General features: G+C 67.9%; 8 protein-coding genes. 5 read left to right on the top strand and 3 right to left on the bottom strand.

Going from position 1 to position 14,745, the window contains the following annotated elements; genetic code table 11:
• The first annotated feature begins 65 nt into the window (after positions 1–65).
• Complete coding sequence (locus ACYX4P_RS17285) at positions 66–3,161, top strand: TonB-dependent receptor (RefSeq protein ID WP_248118519.1); 3,096 nt, start codon at positions 66–68, stop codon at positions 3,159–3,161.
• 61 nt (positions 3,162–3,222) lie between these two features.
• Here the strand turns inward: ACYX4P_RS17285 and ACYX4P_RS17280 are convergent, their stop codons facing one another.
• Both ACYX4P_RS17280 and ACYX4P_RS17275 read right to left on the bottom strand, forming a co-directional pair.
• Positions 3,223–4,623: a tryptophan 7-halogenase gene (locus ACYX4P_RS17280; protein ID WP_292049141.1), complete on the bottom strand. Its 1,401-nt coding sequence runs from the start codon at positions 4,621–4,623 to the stop codon at positions 3,223–3,225.
• On the bottom strand, positions 4,623–6,149 hold the full coding sequence (locus tag ACYX4P_RS17275) for a tryptophan halogenase family protein (protein WP_248118515.1): 1,527 nt from the start codon (positions 6,147–6,149) through the stop codon (positions 4,623–4,625). Before ACYX4P_RS17275 ends, ACYX4P_RS17280 begins: the two co-directional genes overlap by 1 nt.
• Positions 6,150–6,282: 133 nt before the next feature.
• Here ACYX4P_RS17275 and ACYX4P_RS17270 point away from each other — a divergent pair, with 133 nt between their 5' ends.
• The 3 genes from ACYX4P_RS17270 (at position 6,283) to ACYX4P_RS17260 (ending at position 11,345) form a co-directional block, all read left to right on the top strand.
• Positions 6,283–7,335, top strand: coding sequence for a LacI family DNA-binding transcriptional regulator (locus ACYX4P_RS17270; protein WP_282438848.1), 1,053 nt, complete (start codon positions 6,283–6,285; stop codon positions 7,333–7,335).
• A gap of 150 nt (positions 7,336–7,485) precedes the next feature.
• Positions 7,486–10,011, top strand: coding sequence for a glycoside hydrolase family 3 protein (locus ACYX4P_RS17265; protein ID WP_248118511.1), 2,526 nt, complete (start codon positions 7,486–7,488; stop codon positions 10,009–10,011).
• A gap of 26 nt (positions 10,012–10,037) precedes the next feature.
• A complete protein-coding gene (locus tag ACYX4P_RS17260) occupies positions 10,038–11,345 on the top strand; it encodes a cation:proton antiporter (RefSeq protein WP_248118509.1) in 1,308 nt (435 codons plus the stop codon).
• A 42-nt stretch (positions 11,346–11,387) separates the two neighbouring features.
• On the opposite strand, the gene ACYX4P_RS17255 is transcribed toward ACYX4P_RS17260, so the two are convergent.
• Positions 11,388–13,244 (bottom strand): glycoside hydrolase family 9 protein, encoded by a 1,857-nt coding sequence (locus ACYX4P_RS17255; RefSeq protein WP_248118507.1) that lies wholly within the window; start codon positions 13,242–13,244, stop codon positions 11,388–11,390.
• A gap of 200 nt (positions 13,245–13,444) precedes the next feature.
• Here ACYX4P_RS17255 and ACYX4P_RS17250 point away from each other — a divergent pair, with 200 nt between their 5' ends.
• Positions 13,445–14,689: an MFS transporter gene (locus ACYX4P_RS17250; protein ID WP_248118505.1), complete on the top strand. Its 1,245-nt coding sequence runs from the start codon at positions 13,445–13,447 to the stop codon at positions 14,687–14,689.
• Positions 14,690–14,745: the final 56 nt, after the last annotated feature.

Genomic DNA, 14,745 nt, shown 5'->3' with positions numbered 1-14,745 from the left:
ACGGTCGATAAGGCTGCCGAAATTCTTGCGACGGGCAGCACCGTCGGACCTCGGGGGAAACCAAGATGAAGTCAGAGCTCTTCCATTCCGGACGTGCGCCCGCCGCGCGCGGCCTGCGCCGTTCCGTATCCGCCCTGGCCTTGACGGTCGCTGTCGTCGGCGCGACCGCCGCTCATGCCCAGTCGACGACGGCCCCGCAGACGACTGCGCCGGCCACGGACGACGCGGCCCAGGTCGACGATATCGTCGTCACCGGCATCCGCGCGCGCATCGCCTCGTCCCAGGCGATCAAGCGTGATTCCGACACCTTCGTCGACGCCGTGACCGCCGACGACATCGGCGCCCTGCCGGACAAGTCCGTCAACGAGGTGCTGCAGCGCATCCCGGGCGTGAACATCAACCGCTTCCAAGGGCCGACCGATCCCGACCACTTCTCGGTCGAAGGCTCCAACGTCATCATTCGCGGCCTGTCCTACGTCCGCTCCGAATTCAACGGCCGTGACGCCTTCAGCGTCAACACGGGTCGCGCCCTGGGCTTCAACGACGTCTCGCCCGAACTGCTGTCCAGCGTTCAGGTCTTCAAGAACGCCACGGCCGACCGCATCGAAGGCGGCATCGCCGGCGTGGTCGATCTGCGCACCCGCAAGCCCTTCGACAGCCGCAAGTTCGTCTTCGGCGCCACGGCCGAGGGCTCTTACGGCGATCTGCGCGAAAAGGCGGGCCTGGGCTATTCGGCCCTGGTCAGCAACGTCTGGGACACCCAGCACGGCGCGTTCGGCGCCCTGTTGAGCTATGGCGAATCCGACCTCTATTCCGAAGCCTACGGCACCCACCTGACGGACTTCGTCTATCGCCCCGACCTGTCGAACGGCGAGGACCGCCGCTATGTCCCGCGCGGCGGCGCCGTGCGGACCCAGCAGTTCGACCGCTCGCGCTCGACCCTGGACGGCTCGCTGCAGTGGGAATCCAATGACGGTCGCGCCAAGCTGACCGGCGAATACATCCGCGCCGACTCGCGTTCCGGCTGGACCGAGCGTGTGATCGAGGTCGATCTGGGCAGCGGCGGCGATCCCACCCCGACCGCCGGAAATCCGTTCACCTATGGCTCCAACGGCGTCTTCACCAGCGGGCTTCTGGTCAACAACGCCCCGAACCTGCAGGTGGCGCCCAAGCGCGAGCGCGATCTCCAGACCCTGACGGAAGACTTCTCGCTGGCGGCGGAGTTTCATCCCACCGACCGTCTGTCGATCTGGCTGGACGCCCAGTACAGCAAGGCCTCGGCCGACGACGTGGACATGAGCGTCTACGGCGCGATCACGCCGGTCTACACCCTGATCGGCGAAGGCCGTCACGGCGTGCCGGACATTCAGTTCGTCGACGCCTCAGGCCAGCCCTCTGCCCTGACCAACGATCCGGCCAACTTCTACTACCGCGCCGCCATGGATCACGTCGAACAGTCCGAGGGCGACCAGAAGGCGTTCAAGGCCGACCTGAAATACGACTTCGACAACTCCTTCCTGCGCGCCATCCGCATGGGCGCCCGCTATTCGGATCGCGAACAGACGCGCCGCTACAGCGCCTACAACTGGGGTGCGATTTCCGAAAGCTGGGCCGGCGGCGTCTCGCCCTTCCAGACCACTGGCCCTCTGGCTGTCGAACAGTTCGACTTCCCCAACTTCCAGCGCGGGCACAACCCCTCGCCGATCAACGGCTATTATCCGACCATCGGTCTGGCCTCGGCCTATCGCGATGGAACGTTGCAGACCGCTCTGGAAGGCGTCCGCAGCTCGGGTTCGACATGGGTGCCGCTGGACAAGCGTCCCGGCGCCATCGCCGGCACCCGCTTCCTTCCGGGCGAAATCAACAACTCGAACGAGCAGACCACCTCGGCCTACGTCAGATTCGACTTCGGTCGCGACGACATCTTCGGACCCGACACGGCCCTGACCGGCAATCTCGGCCTGCGCTACGCCAAGACCGAGTTCCAGACGATCGGCTTCGTGGCCAGCCCCAATGTCGGGCTGAACTTCGGCGACGCCAACCAGAACGATCCGCGCTTCCCAGGCCAGAACATTCCGGTGACGCAGAACAATGCGGCGGCCATCGCTCGCTATCGCTGCAGCCTGATCCAGCCGGGTCAGTCGGCGCCGGGATACTGCCTGCTGTCCGACACGCGCCTGAACCAGCTGATCGCCTTCAGCGACGGCAGCAACCAGGAAGTCGAGCGCAGCAACAGCTACGATGATTGGCTTCCCAGTCTGAACCTGAACCTGAAGTACAAGGAATGGGTCTTCCGGGGCGCGGTGTCGCGCGCCATGACTCGCCCGGACTTCGGTGTCACAGCTTTCTCGGCGACGCTGTTCTACACCGACATGAACCAGATTCGCGCGAATGGCGGCGACGTCAACACGGCGCCCTTGCTGACCACCTTCACCGGCGGTTCGCAGCTGACGGGCGTTCGCGCCTGGAACTATGATCTGGGTGTGGAGTGGTATTTCAAGCCCGGCAGTTCGCTGACCTTCAACGCCTTCTACAAGGACCTGACGGACATCCTGGCCAGCGGCTCGAATGTTCAGCAGTTCAGCAACGCTCAGGGCGTCACGACCGACGTCCAAGTTAATCAGCAGGTCAATATCGGCTCTGGCTGGATCAGGGGCTTCGAGGTCGGCTATCAGCAGACCTACAGCTTCCTGCCGGGTCTGCTCAGCGGCCTGGGGATTGAGGCCAACTACACCTTCGTCGAGCCCTCGACCTTCCCCAATGAGGTGAACGAGCCTCGCTACGTGGGGCTGGAGTTGCCGCTGCAGCAACTGTCGCGCCACACCTACAACTTCTCGGTCTTCTATGAGCGGGATCGTCTGTCGGCGCGGCTGGCCTACAACTGGCGCAACGGCTTCCTGTTGACGCCGCGCGACGAGGTGAACCCCTTCTCGCCGATCTTCAACGCCTCGACGGGGCAGTTGGACGGGTCCATCTTCTACACCCTGAACGACAACTGGAAGATCGGTCTGTACGGCGCGAACCTGCTGGACGAGGTCACGGTCACGGAACAGCAGACCTCCTACCCGCTCAACGGCGTAAACCAGGCCGGCCCGCTGGCCCCGCGCTCCTACTTCCGCAGCGACCGCCGCGTGACGCTGAGCCTGCGCTACACCTTCTAAGACCTTCTCTGAGCCGAAGGCCTGGGGCGTCGATCACTGATCGACGCCCCTTTTTTATGGATCAGCCCGCGCCGTACAGGTCGGTCATGACCGTGTCGTGCGTCGGCAGGGCCGCCAGAGTCTGGTCGAAGGCCATGACCATTCGTCCTAGCGCGCCGAGGGCGGCCGACAGGTCCAGCCGGTCGACCTGCACGTCATGGCGGCGGGGCGCCAGGCCCAGACCCGCCATCAGCATCGCCCAGTGCTGGGCGTCATAGGGATCGCCGTCCAGCCGGACGGCGCCGTTGCGCGACAGAAACTGGCCAACCCGCCGTTCCAGATCCGGCCCGAATGGCGCCAACGCCGCGCCTCGCGGGCCCTGACGCAGGATCAGATTCAGGCGGTCGGCGCGGCAGCCGAGGTCCCTCATGATCGCCGTCGTATAGGCCGCGGCGCAGGCCGGAATCTGGTCCGTCGCGCCGGGCAGGCAGGCGGCCAGCGTTTTCAACTGCTGGCCGAGAACGATGTCGTCCAGACCCAGGGCTGGGCCGAAGCGAGCGGCCGCCGGCCCCAGCGCCAGTCTGTCGCCGAGCCAGGGCGTCCGAAGGAAGCCGGGGCGGGCGGCGGCATCGGACAGGTCGACGATCTCTACGTCGCCAAGGGCGCCCAGCAGGCTTCCCCTGGCCTGATCCGGCGATGTCTGTTGCTCGGCGTAGCAGAGGCTGGCCACGCCGGCCCCGCGCAGCGGCGTCAGGGTCAGCAGGCCTTCGGTCAACGCCCGAACGGCGACATAGGGCGGTTGCTCGCCGCCGCGATACCGGACCGTCAGCCGGCGATCATGGCCGAGCCGGTCGCGCCAGTCGTCGGCGTCCTGAAAGGCGGCTGCGCGGGTGTCGAGGGTCATGAAGGGCGTCGAGCCGTCGACCTCCTCCGCCGACACGCGCCGGGCGCCGTCCCGCAGGGCCGCCGACTTCAAAAGCGTCGTCAGGACCGCACGGTCCAGCAGCAGTCGGGGTCTTAGCAGGGAACGCGGCGACTGCCGGTCGAGGCTGGGGTGGGCGTATCTGCCCGCCGACATGACCCGCGCCTGAAACTGAAGCGGCTCCAGCAAGGCGGCGTAGTCATGCCCGCCCGGCGACCTTTGCGCGGCGCGCAACACCACGTCCTGAACGGCGACCCCGTCGAGGGCGGGCAGGGGCTCCTGCTCCACCACCGCTACATCGCGCTCTTGGCGCCAGTCGCGCAGCACGACGCCCAGGCAGAAGCCGCCGTGGGCCTGAACCATCAGGTCGTCGCCCCCGTCGGCCAACTGCAGGAGCAGGCCGTCCGGCTCCACCAGAACGGGCTGCAACTCCTGGGCCTCCGGTTCAGGGCCTTCCTCGATCGTCACCACATGGCCATCCGGCAGGGCGCGGGCCAGCAGGGCGGCCGCCGCCCAGGCGGCCAATCCGTCGCCCTGAATCTTCCAGGTCTTCGTCGCCATCAGACCGCCCCTCGCCTGGGCTGACCCATGGCCTGAATGAAGCCCATATGATCCGGTGTCCGGTCCACCGCGCTCCGAACCGCGTCGCGCATTCCGGTCAGCTTGGCGGAAAGCCTGGCCGCATCCAGACGGTCCACGCGCGGGTCCCAGCCCTGGGGCACGATGTTCTGGCCTATCAGCACGGCCAGCCAACTGGGCGGATGGAAGACCCCGACATCATAGTCGGGCAGCAGGCCGCGCGACACGAAGGCCTCGACCTTGGCCGACAAACTGTCCGGCCAGGCCATCTCGCGCATCGCGCGCCAAAACGGCTCGTCGCGCTGGTTGGCGACATAGTGCAAGACTAGGAAGTCGCGAATACGGTCGAACTCCAGCGCCATGATCGCATTGTATTCGCGTGCATCGTCCGCCATCCCCGCCTGATCCGGGAACAGGTCGAGCAGGGTCGTGACGCCCAATTGGATCAGATAGATGCTGGTCGATTCCAGCGGCTCCAGGAACCCGCCCGACAGGCCGATGGCGACGACGTTGCGGTCCCACAGCCTGCTTCGCCGCCCGGTGCGGAACGACAGGCGACGCGGCTCCGCCAGCGCCGGCCCCTCCAGATTGGACATCAGGGTCTGTTGCGCCACCTCGTCCGAAAGGTGGGCCGAGGAGAAGACCAGCCCGTTCCCGGTCCTGTGCTGAAGCGGGATCCGCCATTGCCAGCCGGCGTGACGCGCCGTCGCCCGCGTATAGGGGCCGACGGGCGCCGCTGTCTGGCACGGCACGGCGAAGGCGCTGTCGCAGGGCAGCCAATGGCTCCAGTCCTCGAAACCCGCGTTCAGGGCCTCGGCGATCAGCCGCCCGCGAAAGCCCGAACAGTCGACGAACAGGTCGCCTGCGATGCGCCGTCCGCCTTCCAGGGTCAGGGCCGTGACATGGCCGGTCTCGGCGTCCAGATGATGCTGGACAACCTTGCCTTCGGTGCGGACCACGCCGCGCCCGCACGACACCTCGCGCAGGAAGGCGGCGTAGAGGCTGGCGTCGAACTGGAAGGCGTAGGAGAAGGTGGACAGAGGCGATCCGGCGTCCGACGTCGGACGCTGGAACCGGCAGGCCTCCGCCGCCCGCACCGGATAGCTGTAGTCGTCCAGGGGCGTCGGGTCGCCGCCCGCCCGGCGCGCGGCCCAGACCTGGTGGAAGTCGATCCCCTCGATCGGCTCGCCATAGGCGCCGAAGGGGTGGATGTAGGCCTCGCCGGGCCGTCCCCAATCGACGAACTGGATGCCCAGTTTGAACGTCGCCTGGGTGCGTTCGATCAGGGTCTGTTCGTTGATGCCCATGGCGGTGTTGAAGGCGCGTATATGGGGCAGGGTGGCCTCGCCCACGCCCACGATGCCGATGGCGTCGGACTCGATCAGTTCGATTTCGACGCCCCGCCCCGCCAGCCGATGCGAGAGGGCGGCCGCGGTCATCCACCCCGCCGTGCCGCCGCCGAGAATGACGACCCGTTTAATCGAGCCCTGATCTTTGATCGTGTCCATGCGACTTCGTATCAGATGAAATCGGCCCATGACAGCGCAGGACAATCGGCGAAGAATATGCGTTCGCGCGACATCGCTATTCCCGTCTTAGGTGCTAAGAACGACGGCAGCGGATGCTGTTCGGGGGCGGAATTTGGCGACGGTGACGATCTATGACGTGGCGGCCAGGGCCGGCGTCTCCATCAAGTCTGTGTCGCGCGTTCTGAACAACGAGCCCAATGTCAGTCCCTCGCTGCGGGCCAAGGTGGAGGAGGCCGCCACCGCGCTTGGCTATCGGCGCAGTCTGTCGGCGCGCAGTCTGGCGGGCGCCTCCTCGTCCCTGATCGCCGTCCTGGTCGACGCCGACCTGACGATCGAACACTGGAAGAGCGGCCGGGGAAGCGACTATCTGGGGCGGTTGGAGTTCGGCGCCCTGATGGAGGCGCGTCAGGTCGATTATCATCTGATGGTCGAACTGGTGGATCACAACTCGGCGGACCTGGAACGGGACCTGATGGCCCTGCTGAATTCGATCCGGCCCGAGGGCGTCATCCTGACCCCGCCGAATTCGGACAACGCCATGGTCATGGATGTGCTGGACGCCGCCGGCACGCCTTACGCCCGGATCGGGCCGGAGGCCGCTTTCGACCGGGGGTATTGCGTCGAGATGGACGAGCGGCGCGCGGCGCGCGAGATGACCGCCCATCTGATCGCTCTGGGTCACGACCGGATCGGCTTCGTCACCGGGCCCATCGCCTATGGGGCCAGCCGCCGTCGCCTGGCCGGCTATCGCGACGCCATGGCCGAGGCCGGGCTGGAGGTTCAGGCGAACTGGGTGGTGGAGGGCGACTTCACCTTCAGGTCGGGAACCGTGGCCATTGAGCGGCTGCACGAGGCGGCGCCCGAGATCACAGCCGTCTTCGCCAGCAACGACGACACCGCCCTGGGGGTGCTGCATGGCGCGGCGCGTCTGGGCCTGTCCGTTCCGGCCGACCTGTCTGTCGCCGGCTTCGACGATTCGCCGGGCGCCGGGTTCAGCACCCCCGATCTGACCACCATTCGTCAGCCGGTGGCGGAGATGGCCGCCGCCGCCGCCCAGCGGTTGATTCCCCCGCTGCGCCGCCTTCTGGCGGGCGACCCGAACGCCCGGGTCATCGTCGGTCACGACCTGATCGCCCGCCAATCGACGGCGGAACGTCCGCGCTGAGATCCTCGCTCCGCCTTTTTCTTGACAGCGCTGTCATTGGTTTGGCACAGTCGGATCGTCCATTGTTTATCGGACGTCAGCATTGGCCTGAATGCGCGCCGCCGGGGTTGGCTTGGGCGGTGCGAGGGCCGTAAGGATCGGGCCTCATCCATGCGAAAGACCGCCACCGCCTTGGTGATCACCTTGATGTCGAGCGCCTGCGCGGTCGCCTTGCCCTCTCGTCCTGTCCCGGTTCAGGCGGTGACGGCCGAAGCGTCGATCGTGACGGATGCGGCGCGGGCCCATCCCGGGCTTTGGCCCCATGCGGCGTCGCCGGCGGCGATGACGGATCGGGCGACGGAGGCCTTCGTCACCGAACTGATGAGCCGGATGACGCTGGAGGAGAAGGTCGGCCAGACGATTCAGGCCGACATCGGCTCGATCAAGCCCGAGGATCTGCTGACCTATCCGCTGGGGTCGATCCTGGCGGGCGGCAACTCTTCGCCCGGCGGGGACGAGCGCGCCTCGGCCGACAAATGGGTTGAACTGGCCCAGGCCTTCCGCGCGGCGGCGGCCCAGCGGCCGGGCGCCAAGGTTCCGCTGATCTACGGCATCGACGCCGTGCACGGGCACAACAACATCGTCGGCGCCACCATCTTTCCGCACAACATCGGCCTGGGCGCCGCGCGCGATCCCGACCTGATCCGCCGCATCGGCGTGGCGACCGCGCTGGAAGTGGCGGTGACCGGCGCCGACTGGACCTTCGGCCCGACCCTGGCCGTGCCCCGCGACGACCGCTGGGGCCGCGCCTACGAAGGCTATGCCGAGAACCCTGAGGTGGCGCAAAGCTACGCCGGTCCGATGACCCTGGGCCTGCAGGGGACGTTGTCGGCCGATCATCCGCTGACGGCCGGCCATATCGCCGGCTCGGCCAAACACTTCTTGGCCGACGGCGGCACTACGGGCGGCAAGGACCAGGGCGACTACGCCGGCTCCGAAGAAGAGATGATCCGCACCCATCTGTCCGGCTATCCTCAGGCCATCGACGCGGGCGTTCTGTCGATCATGGCCAGCTTCTCCAGCTGGAACGGCGTCAAACATTCCGGCAATCAAACCATTCTGACGGACGTGCTGCGCGGCCCCCTGGGCTTCGACGGCTTTGTGGTGTCGGACTGGAACGCACACGGCCAGCTGCCCGGCTGTTCGAACGAAAGCTGCGCCCTGGCCTTCAACGCCGGCATCGACATGTTCATGGCGCCCGACAGCTGGAAGCCGCTCTACGCCTCGACCCTGGCCCAGGTGAAGTCGGGCGAGATTCCGATGGCCCGGCTGGACGAGGCGGTGCGCCGCATCCTGCGGGTCAAGGTCAAGACCGGCCTGTTCAACGACAGCCGCCCGGTCGAGGGGCATCTGAACGAACTGGGCTCGCCCGCTCACCGCGCCCTGGCCCGCGAGGCGGTGCGCAAGTCGCTGGTTCTGCTGAAGAACGAGGGCTCGGTCCTGCCGATCCGTGCGGGCGCGCGGGTGCTGGTGGCGGGCCATGCCGACGACATCGGCCAGGCCTCGGGCGGCTGGACCCTGACGTGGCAGGGCACGGGCAACACCAACGCCGATTTCCCCAACGGCCAGTCGATCTGGAGCGGCATCCGCGAGGCGGTGACCGCAGGCGGCGGCCAGGCGACCCTCAGCGCCGACGGGTCCTTCACCCAGAAGCCCGACGTCGCCATCGTCGTCTTCGGCGAGACCCCCTATGCCGAGTTCCAGGGCGACGTGGACACGCTGGACTTCCTGCCCACCGAGCCGCTGGAGACGCTGAAGCGCCTGAAGGCGGCGGGCATTCCGACCGTCTCGGTCTTCCTGTCGGGTCGTCCGATGTGGACCAACCCCGAGATCAACGCCTCCGACGCCTTCGTCGCCGCCTGGCTGCCGGGCACGGAAGGTGCGGGCGTCGCCGACGTGCTGATCGGCGATGCGGCCGGCAAGCCGCGCAACGATTTCCACGGAACCCTGTCCTTCAGCTGGCCCAAGACCGCCAAGGGCGAGCCGCTGAACGTGGGCCAGCCGGGCTATGACCCCCAGTTCGCCTATGGCTACGGCCTGACCTACGCCCGTCCCGCCCGCGTCGGCGCCCTGTCCGAGGACAGCGGCGTGGTCAGCACGGGCAGCAGCCTGGACCGCTACTTCGTCGATGGCCGCTTCGTGGCCCCCTGGTCGCTGATGTTGCGCGACGCGGGCGGCGATTTCCGACTGGGCGCCGAGAAGGCCGGGGCCAGCCCGCGCGGCGGCGTCTCCGTGCGCTCCACCGACGGCGCCGGCCAGGAATCGGCGCGCGCCCTGGCCTTCTCGCCGGCCGGCGGCATGGCGATGATCGTGGCCCAGCCTGTCGATTTGACCCGTCAGTCCAACGGAGAGATGGCCATCGCCTTCCGCTATCGCGTCGACGCCGCGCCTGTCGGCCCCGTGCAACTGGCGCTGGGCGACGGACAGGTGGACCTCACCAGCCTGTTCAAGGCTGCGCCGCTTGGCGAATGGCGGACGCTCAAGGTCCGTCTGTCGTGCCTGCGCGACGCCGGTGCCAATCTGGCGGCGGTCGAACAGCCCTGGGGTCTGCGTTCCAACGGCGCCTTCGCGGTGACGGTGGAGAATATCCGCCTGGCCTCCAATGAGGGTGATACGGTCTGCCCGACGACGCGATAAGCGTCCTTCGGGGGGAGGGGTGGACGATGACGAACGCTGAGCTGAGCGTCGCCTTCTTCCTGCAGATGGCGATCATCGTCGCCGCCTGCCGGATCGTGGGCTGGCTGGCCAAGCGTTACCTGGGCCAGCCCCAGGTGGTGGGCGAGATGATCGCCGGCGTCATCCTGGGACCGTCGTTGCTGGGCCTGCTGTCGCCCGATCTGCAGGCGGCCCTTTTCCCCAAGGACTCGCGCTCGATCCTGTTCGTCGGCGGCCAGTTGGGCGTCGGCCTCTATATGTTCCTGGTCGGCCTGGGCTTCCGGCGCGATCATTTCCAGGCCAACGCCAAAAGCGCGGCGGCCGTCTCCCTGGCGGGCATGGCCGCCCCCTTCATGGCCGCCGTCGCAATCGCGCCGTGGCTGGTCTCCATGGGTCTGTTCGGCGAGGGCGTCGCCCCATGGCAGGCCATGCTGTTCATGGGCGCGGCCATCTCCATCACCGCCTTTCCCATGCTGGCGCGCATCATCCATGAGCGGGGTCTCAGCGGCACCCGTCTGGGGTCGCTGTCGCTGGCGGCCGGCGCCATAGATGACGCGGGCGCCTGGTGCGTTCTGGCCGTCGTCCTGGCCAGTTTCGGGGCCGGCCCGATGGTGGCGATCGCGGCGATTTGCGGCGGCGGCGCCTTCGCCCTGTTCATGCTGACCCTGGGCCCCAGGCTGCTGGCGCCCCTGGGGCGGATGGCCGAGCGCGAGGGGCGGGTGGGGCCGACCCTGCTGGGCGTCGTCGTGATCCTGTTCATGGCCAGCGCCTGGGCCATGGACGCGGTCGGGGTTCACGCGGTTTTCGGCGGCTTCATTCTGGGCGTCGTCATGCCGCGGGGCGTGTTGGCCCAGGACGTACGGCGTCAATTGGAGCCGCTGGTGGTCCTGTTGCTGCTGCCGATGTTCTTCACCTTCTCGGGCCTGAACACCCAGCTGACCTTGGTCGACAATCTGGGGCTGGTTGCGGTGACGGGCGTCATCCTGATCGGCTCCATCCTGGCCAAGGGCGGCGCCTGCTGGGCCGCCGCCCGCCTGACGGGTCAGGACAACGCCACCGCCCTGGGCATCGGCGCCCTGATGAATGCGCGCGGCCTGATGGAGCTGATCATCATCAACATCGGCCTCCAGCGGGGCGTGATCGGCCCGGCCCTGTTCTCGATCCTGGTGCTGATGGCCATCGTCACCACCCTGATGGCTTCGCCGATGTTCGAATGGGTCTATGGGCGAAAGGCGCGCGAGCGCGGTGATCTGGGCGGCCTGGACGCGGCGGAAGATGACCTGGCGGCCCGCGCCGTTCCGGCGTCCAAAACCTGAAAAGGCATTGGCCCGCCGCGAGATCGCAGCGGGCCTTTCGCTTCAGCGATCGTCGATGAAGGCGGCGACCCAGACCAGGGGCGCGTTCCAGTTGATGGCCACCTCGTTCAGCGCATAGGCGTTGATGTCGTCGGCCCAGCAGGTCTGGGCCGCGCATTTGCCGACCAGGGTCTTGGCCACGTCGTCGATCATGGCCTGATTGTTCGGCCCGCCCGACAGGGCGCCGGCCGGGGGCAGGGGATAGGCCGGGTTGGCCTGATGCGCCCAGAACCGATGGTGCGGATTCTGGACCGGCCGGTCGCCATAGCCCGTCACATAGGACCGATCCAGCGGATTGCGCCCCAGCACATAGTCCAGCGAGGCGATCACCGCGTTTCGGAAGTTCCAGTCGCCGGTGTAGTCGAAGGCCGAACCCAGCACGACCGCCCGGCTCATCAGGGCGCCGTTCGAACCCCACTCGTATTTCTCGCCCGAGACCGGCAGGCCGTAGCCCTGGCCATAGCCGGCGTCGACATAGGTCCGGGCCGCCGCCACGATGTTGGCGCGCACCTTGACCAGGTCTTCCTCGGGCAGCACGTCCGGCACGGTGGCCAAAGTCAGCGAGCCCAGGGCCGCCGTCCACGAATAGCCCGGATCGCCGGTCGCGCTTTTGCCCGATGTCGGGCCTCCGAGATAATAGGGCGAGGTCTTCAGCGCCGTCATATAGGCGGGATTGCGCGTGGTGGCCAAAAGCTCGGCCGTCGCCCAGTAGAACTCGTCTGAGAAGTCGCTGTCGCCATAGGCGCCGCCGCCGGCGAAATTCTCTCCAGCCCGAACGTCGCGATTTCGCAGGGCGGCGCGGAAGGCGCGCTGCGAGGCGGCCAGGCACTGTCGGGCGAAGGCGGGGTCGATCTCGCGCCAGATGCGCGCGCACTGGGCGCCGACGGCCGCCAGGTTCAGGGTGGCCGCCGTGCTGGGCGGATACAGCAGGCGTGTCTCGTGATCGTCGGCGGGGGCCAGGGGGATGCCGGTCCAGCGCGCGTCGTGGACCTTGTGATGCGCCATGCCGCCGGCGTCGATCTCGGTCAGGGTCAGCGGCTGACCCGGCGTCTGGGCGCCGACGGGCACGCGCAGCTTCACCCCGTCCGGAATCTGCATCTTCAACAGGAACTCGATCTCGTAGCGGGCCTCGTCCAGCAGATCGTTGACGCCGTTTCCGGCCTCCGGGATGCTGACCTTGCCGTCCGCGAAGGCGTCCGCGCCCGGCCCTTTACGCGCCATCGCCCGCTCATAGGCGTTCAGCAACATCCAGACGGAAATCCCGCCGTTGACGACATATTTGCCGTGATCGCCCGCGTCGTACCAACCCCCGGTGACGTCCAGCGTATAGTCGCAGCCCGGCCAGACCACCCCGGCCTGGTCCGCGCCCGAGAAGCAGCCGGCGACCTCGCGCGGGTGCCCGGCCGCGCGGGCCAGGTCGGGCCGCGCCACATGGGCGGCCAGGATCGGCACGCCAGCCCGGTTCTGATAGAAATAGGCCAGGGCGTCGTATTTCAGCCGGGCGTGGGGATGCTGCTGGATCGCGAAGGGGCGGCTCTCGTGCGATCCGACGATCAGCCGATAACCGTCGCCGTCCGTCTGTAGCGACTGGAAATCGACCGTGTGCACCACCTGGCCCGAGGCGGCGTCCTGGCCAAAGACCTTGGACGTCCCTTGCGCCACGGTGGCGCCCGCCGGGTCCACGACGCGCCAAGGCAGGGGCCGGGTCGCCCGATCCTCGACCGTGGCCGTCTTCGGACCCTGGGTTTCGAACCCGACCTGGCTCATGCGCACGGCGGCCGCTTCCGGTTCCGCGTGCGCTGCGCCAAAGGCGGCCGCCAGGGCCAACGCCGCGACGCCGGCCGTCAATCTCTTCCTCACCCCAACCTCCCTCAAGGTCTGTGTTCTTCACGAACGACGCCGATCCACGCCAGCGTCCCCTTGCAAAAACTCTAGCATCTGACAGCGTTGTCACAAGAGGCGGGCTGATCGCATTATGTTGCAGCCGTTCACGCCGCAGGGCGCCATGATCGCCCTAGCAAGCGCGTCGGGCCTCGTGCCATAGAGGCGAGGGCCGTTCGATGGAGGAGGGCGAAGTTTCCAGCCGTTCCCAAACCCGCCGCACGCCCCTGGTCCTGGCCGCCTATCTGGTGCTTTTCCTGGCCGCCTTCATCGGCCTGGCGCCCCTGTTCCAGATCGTCGCCCCGCTGCACGCCGCCGGTCTGGACGCCAGGGCCAAGACGGAGATCCTCAGCCGGGCCATGGTCTGGGGCGCCGTCACCGCCGCCGTCGCCAATATCGCCATGGGCGCGATCAGCGATCGGACCCGCTCTCGGTTCGGTCGTCGTCGGCCCTGGATCGCGCTGGGCGCCGTGCTGACGGTGCTCAGCTATGTCGGCATCTGGCGGTCTGCGACGCCGGGTCACTTCGTCTGGGCCATCATCGGTTTCCAGCTTGCGTTCAACGTTCTGATGGCGCCGCTGTCGGCGGTGTTCGCCGAGCGCGTGCCGCTGGCCCTGCGTAGCACCGCCTCCGCCCTGATGGGCCTGTCCTACCCCCTGGCGGTCGCCCTGGGGTCCAGCCTGATGGCGCTGGGGCCGCAGCACGAGCCGGGGCGGCTGGCGCTGCTGGGCGGCATTCTGCTGGCCGCCGCCGCCCTGTTCCTGATCGTCTTCGACGAACCGGCCTCGACCGAGGGTCCGCAGAGCGAGGCGCCCAAACCGGCCGCCGAGGGCGGGGCGTTCTTCGATCCGTTCCGATCGCGCAACTTCGTCGTCGTCTGGACCTGCCGGCTGCTGATCGCGACGGGATATGCGCTGGTCAGCGTCTATCTGCTTTACTTCATCACCGATGCGGTGGGGTGGGCCGGCCGCACGCCCGAAAGCGCCCACGCCCTGCTGACCGGCGTCGGCTTCGGCGGGGTCGTGATCGTCGCCGGACTGGTCGCGGTGTTCGGTCGGCGCATCCGGCGCCGCCAGCCGGTCGCCTTGCTGGGGGCTGCGCTTCTGTGCGGCGCGACCCTGGTCCTGGCCCTGACCCAGTCCTGGATCGTCGCCGTGGTCGCCTTCGCCGCCTATGGTCTGGGCCAGGGCGCCTATGGCTCCGTAGAGATGGGGCTGATGGCCGACGCCTTGCCCTCGCGGGAGAACCGGGGGCGCGACATGGGGCTGAACAATCTGGCGGTGGCCCTGCCTCAGGCCCTGGCGCCCATCGCCGCCCTGATCCTGGAGCGCGCCGACATCGACGTCCGGGGACTGTACATCGCCGCCGCCGCCTGCTTCGCCTCGGCCGTCGTGGTCGTCGGACTGTTTCGTCGGCAGGCTTGATCGCAACGCCCCGACCCCGCATGACATGACGCCTTTCCGCGCACTTCGGCCTAAGG

Source organism: Brevundimonas sp. ABV4_179 (genome assembly GCF_056311945.1).
The sequence above is the reverse complement of the archived record's forward strand: the minus strand, read 5'-3'. Positions and strand labels throughout refer to the sequence as shown.

What these genes read in the sequence shown, in the direction of transcription:
- ACYX4P_RS17285 (WP_248118519.1), top strand. Translation starts at nt 66, where the DNA reads ATGAAGTCAGAGCTCTTCCATTCCGGACGTGCGCCCGCCGCGCGCGGC.
- ACYX4P_RS17280 (WP_292049141.1), bottom strand. Translation starts at nt 4,623, where the DNA reads ATGGCGACGAAGACCTGGAAGATTCAGGGCGACGGATTGGCCGCCTGG.
- ACYX4P_RS17275 (WP_248118515.1), bottom strand. Translation starts at nt 6,149, where the DNA reads ATGGACACGATCAAAGATCAGGGCTCGATTAAACGGGTCGTCATTCTC.
- ACYX4P_RS17265 (WP_248118511.1), top strand. Translation starts at nt 7,486, where the DNA reads ATGCGAAAGACCGCCACCGCCTTGGTGATCACCTTGATGTCGAGCGCC.
- ACYX4P_RS17260 (WP_248118509.1), top strand. Translation starts at nt 10,038, where the DNA reads ATGACGAACGCTGAGCTGAGCGTCGCCTTCTTCCTGCAGATGGCGATC.
- ACYX4P_RS17250 (WP_248118505.1), top strand. Translation starts at nt 13,445, where the DNA reads ATGGAGGAGGGCGAAGTTTCCAGCCGTTCCCAAACCCGCCGCACGCCC.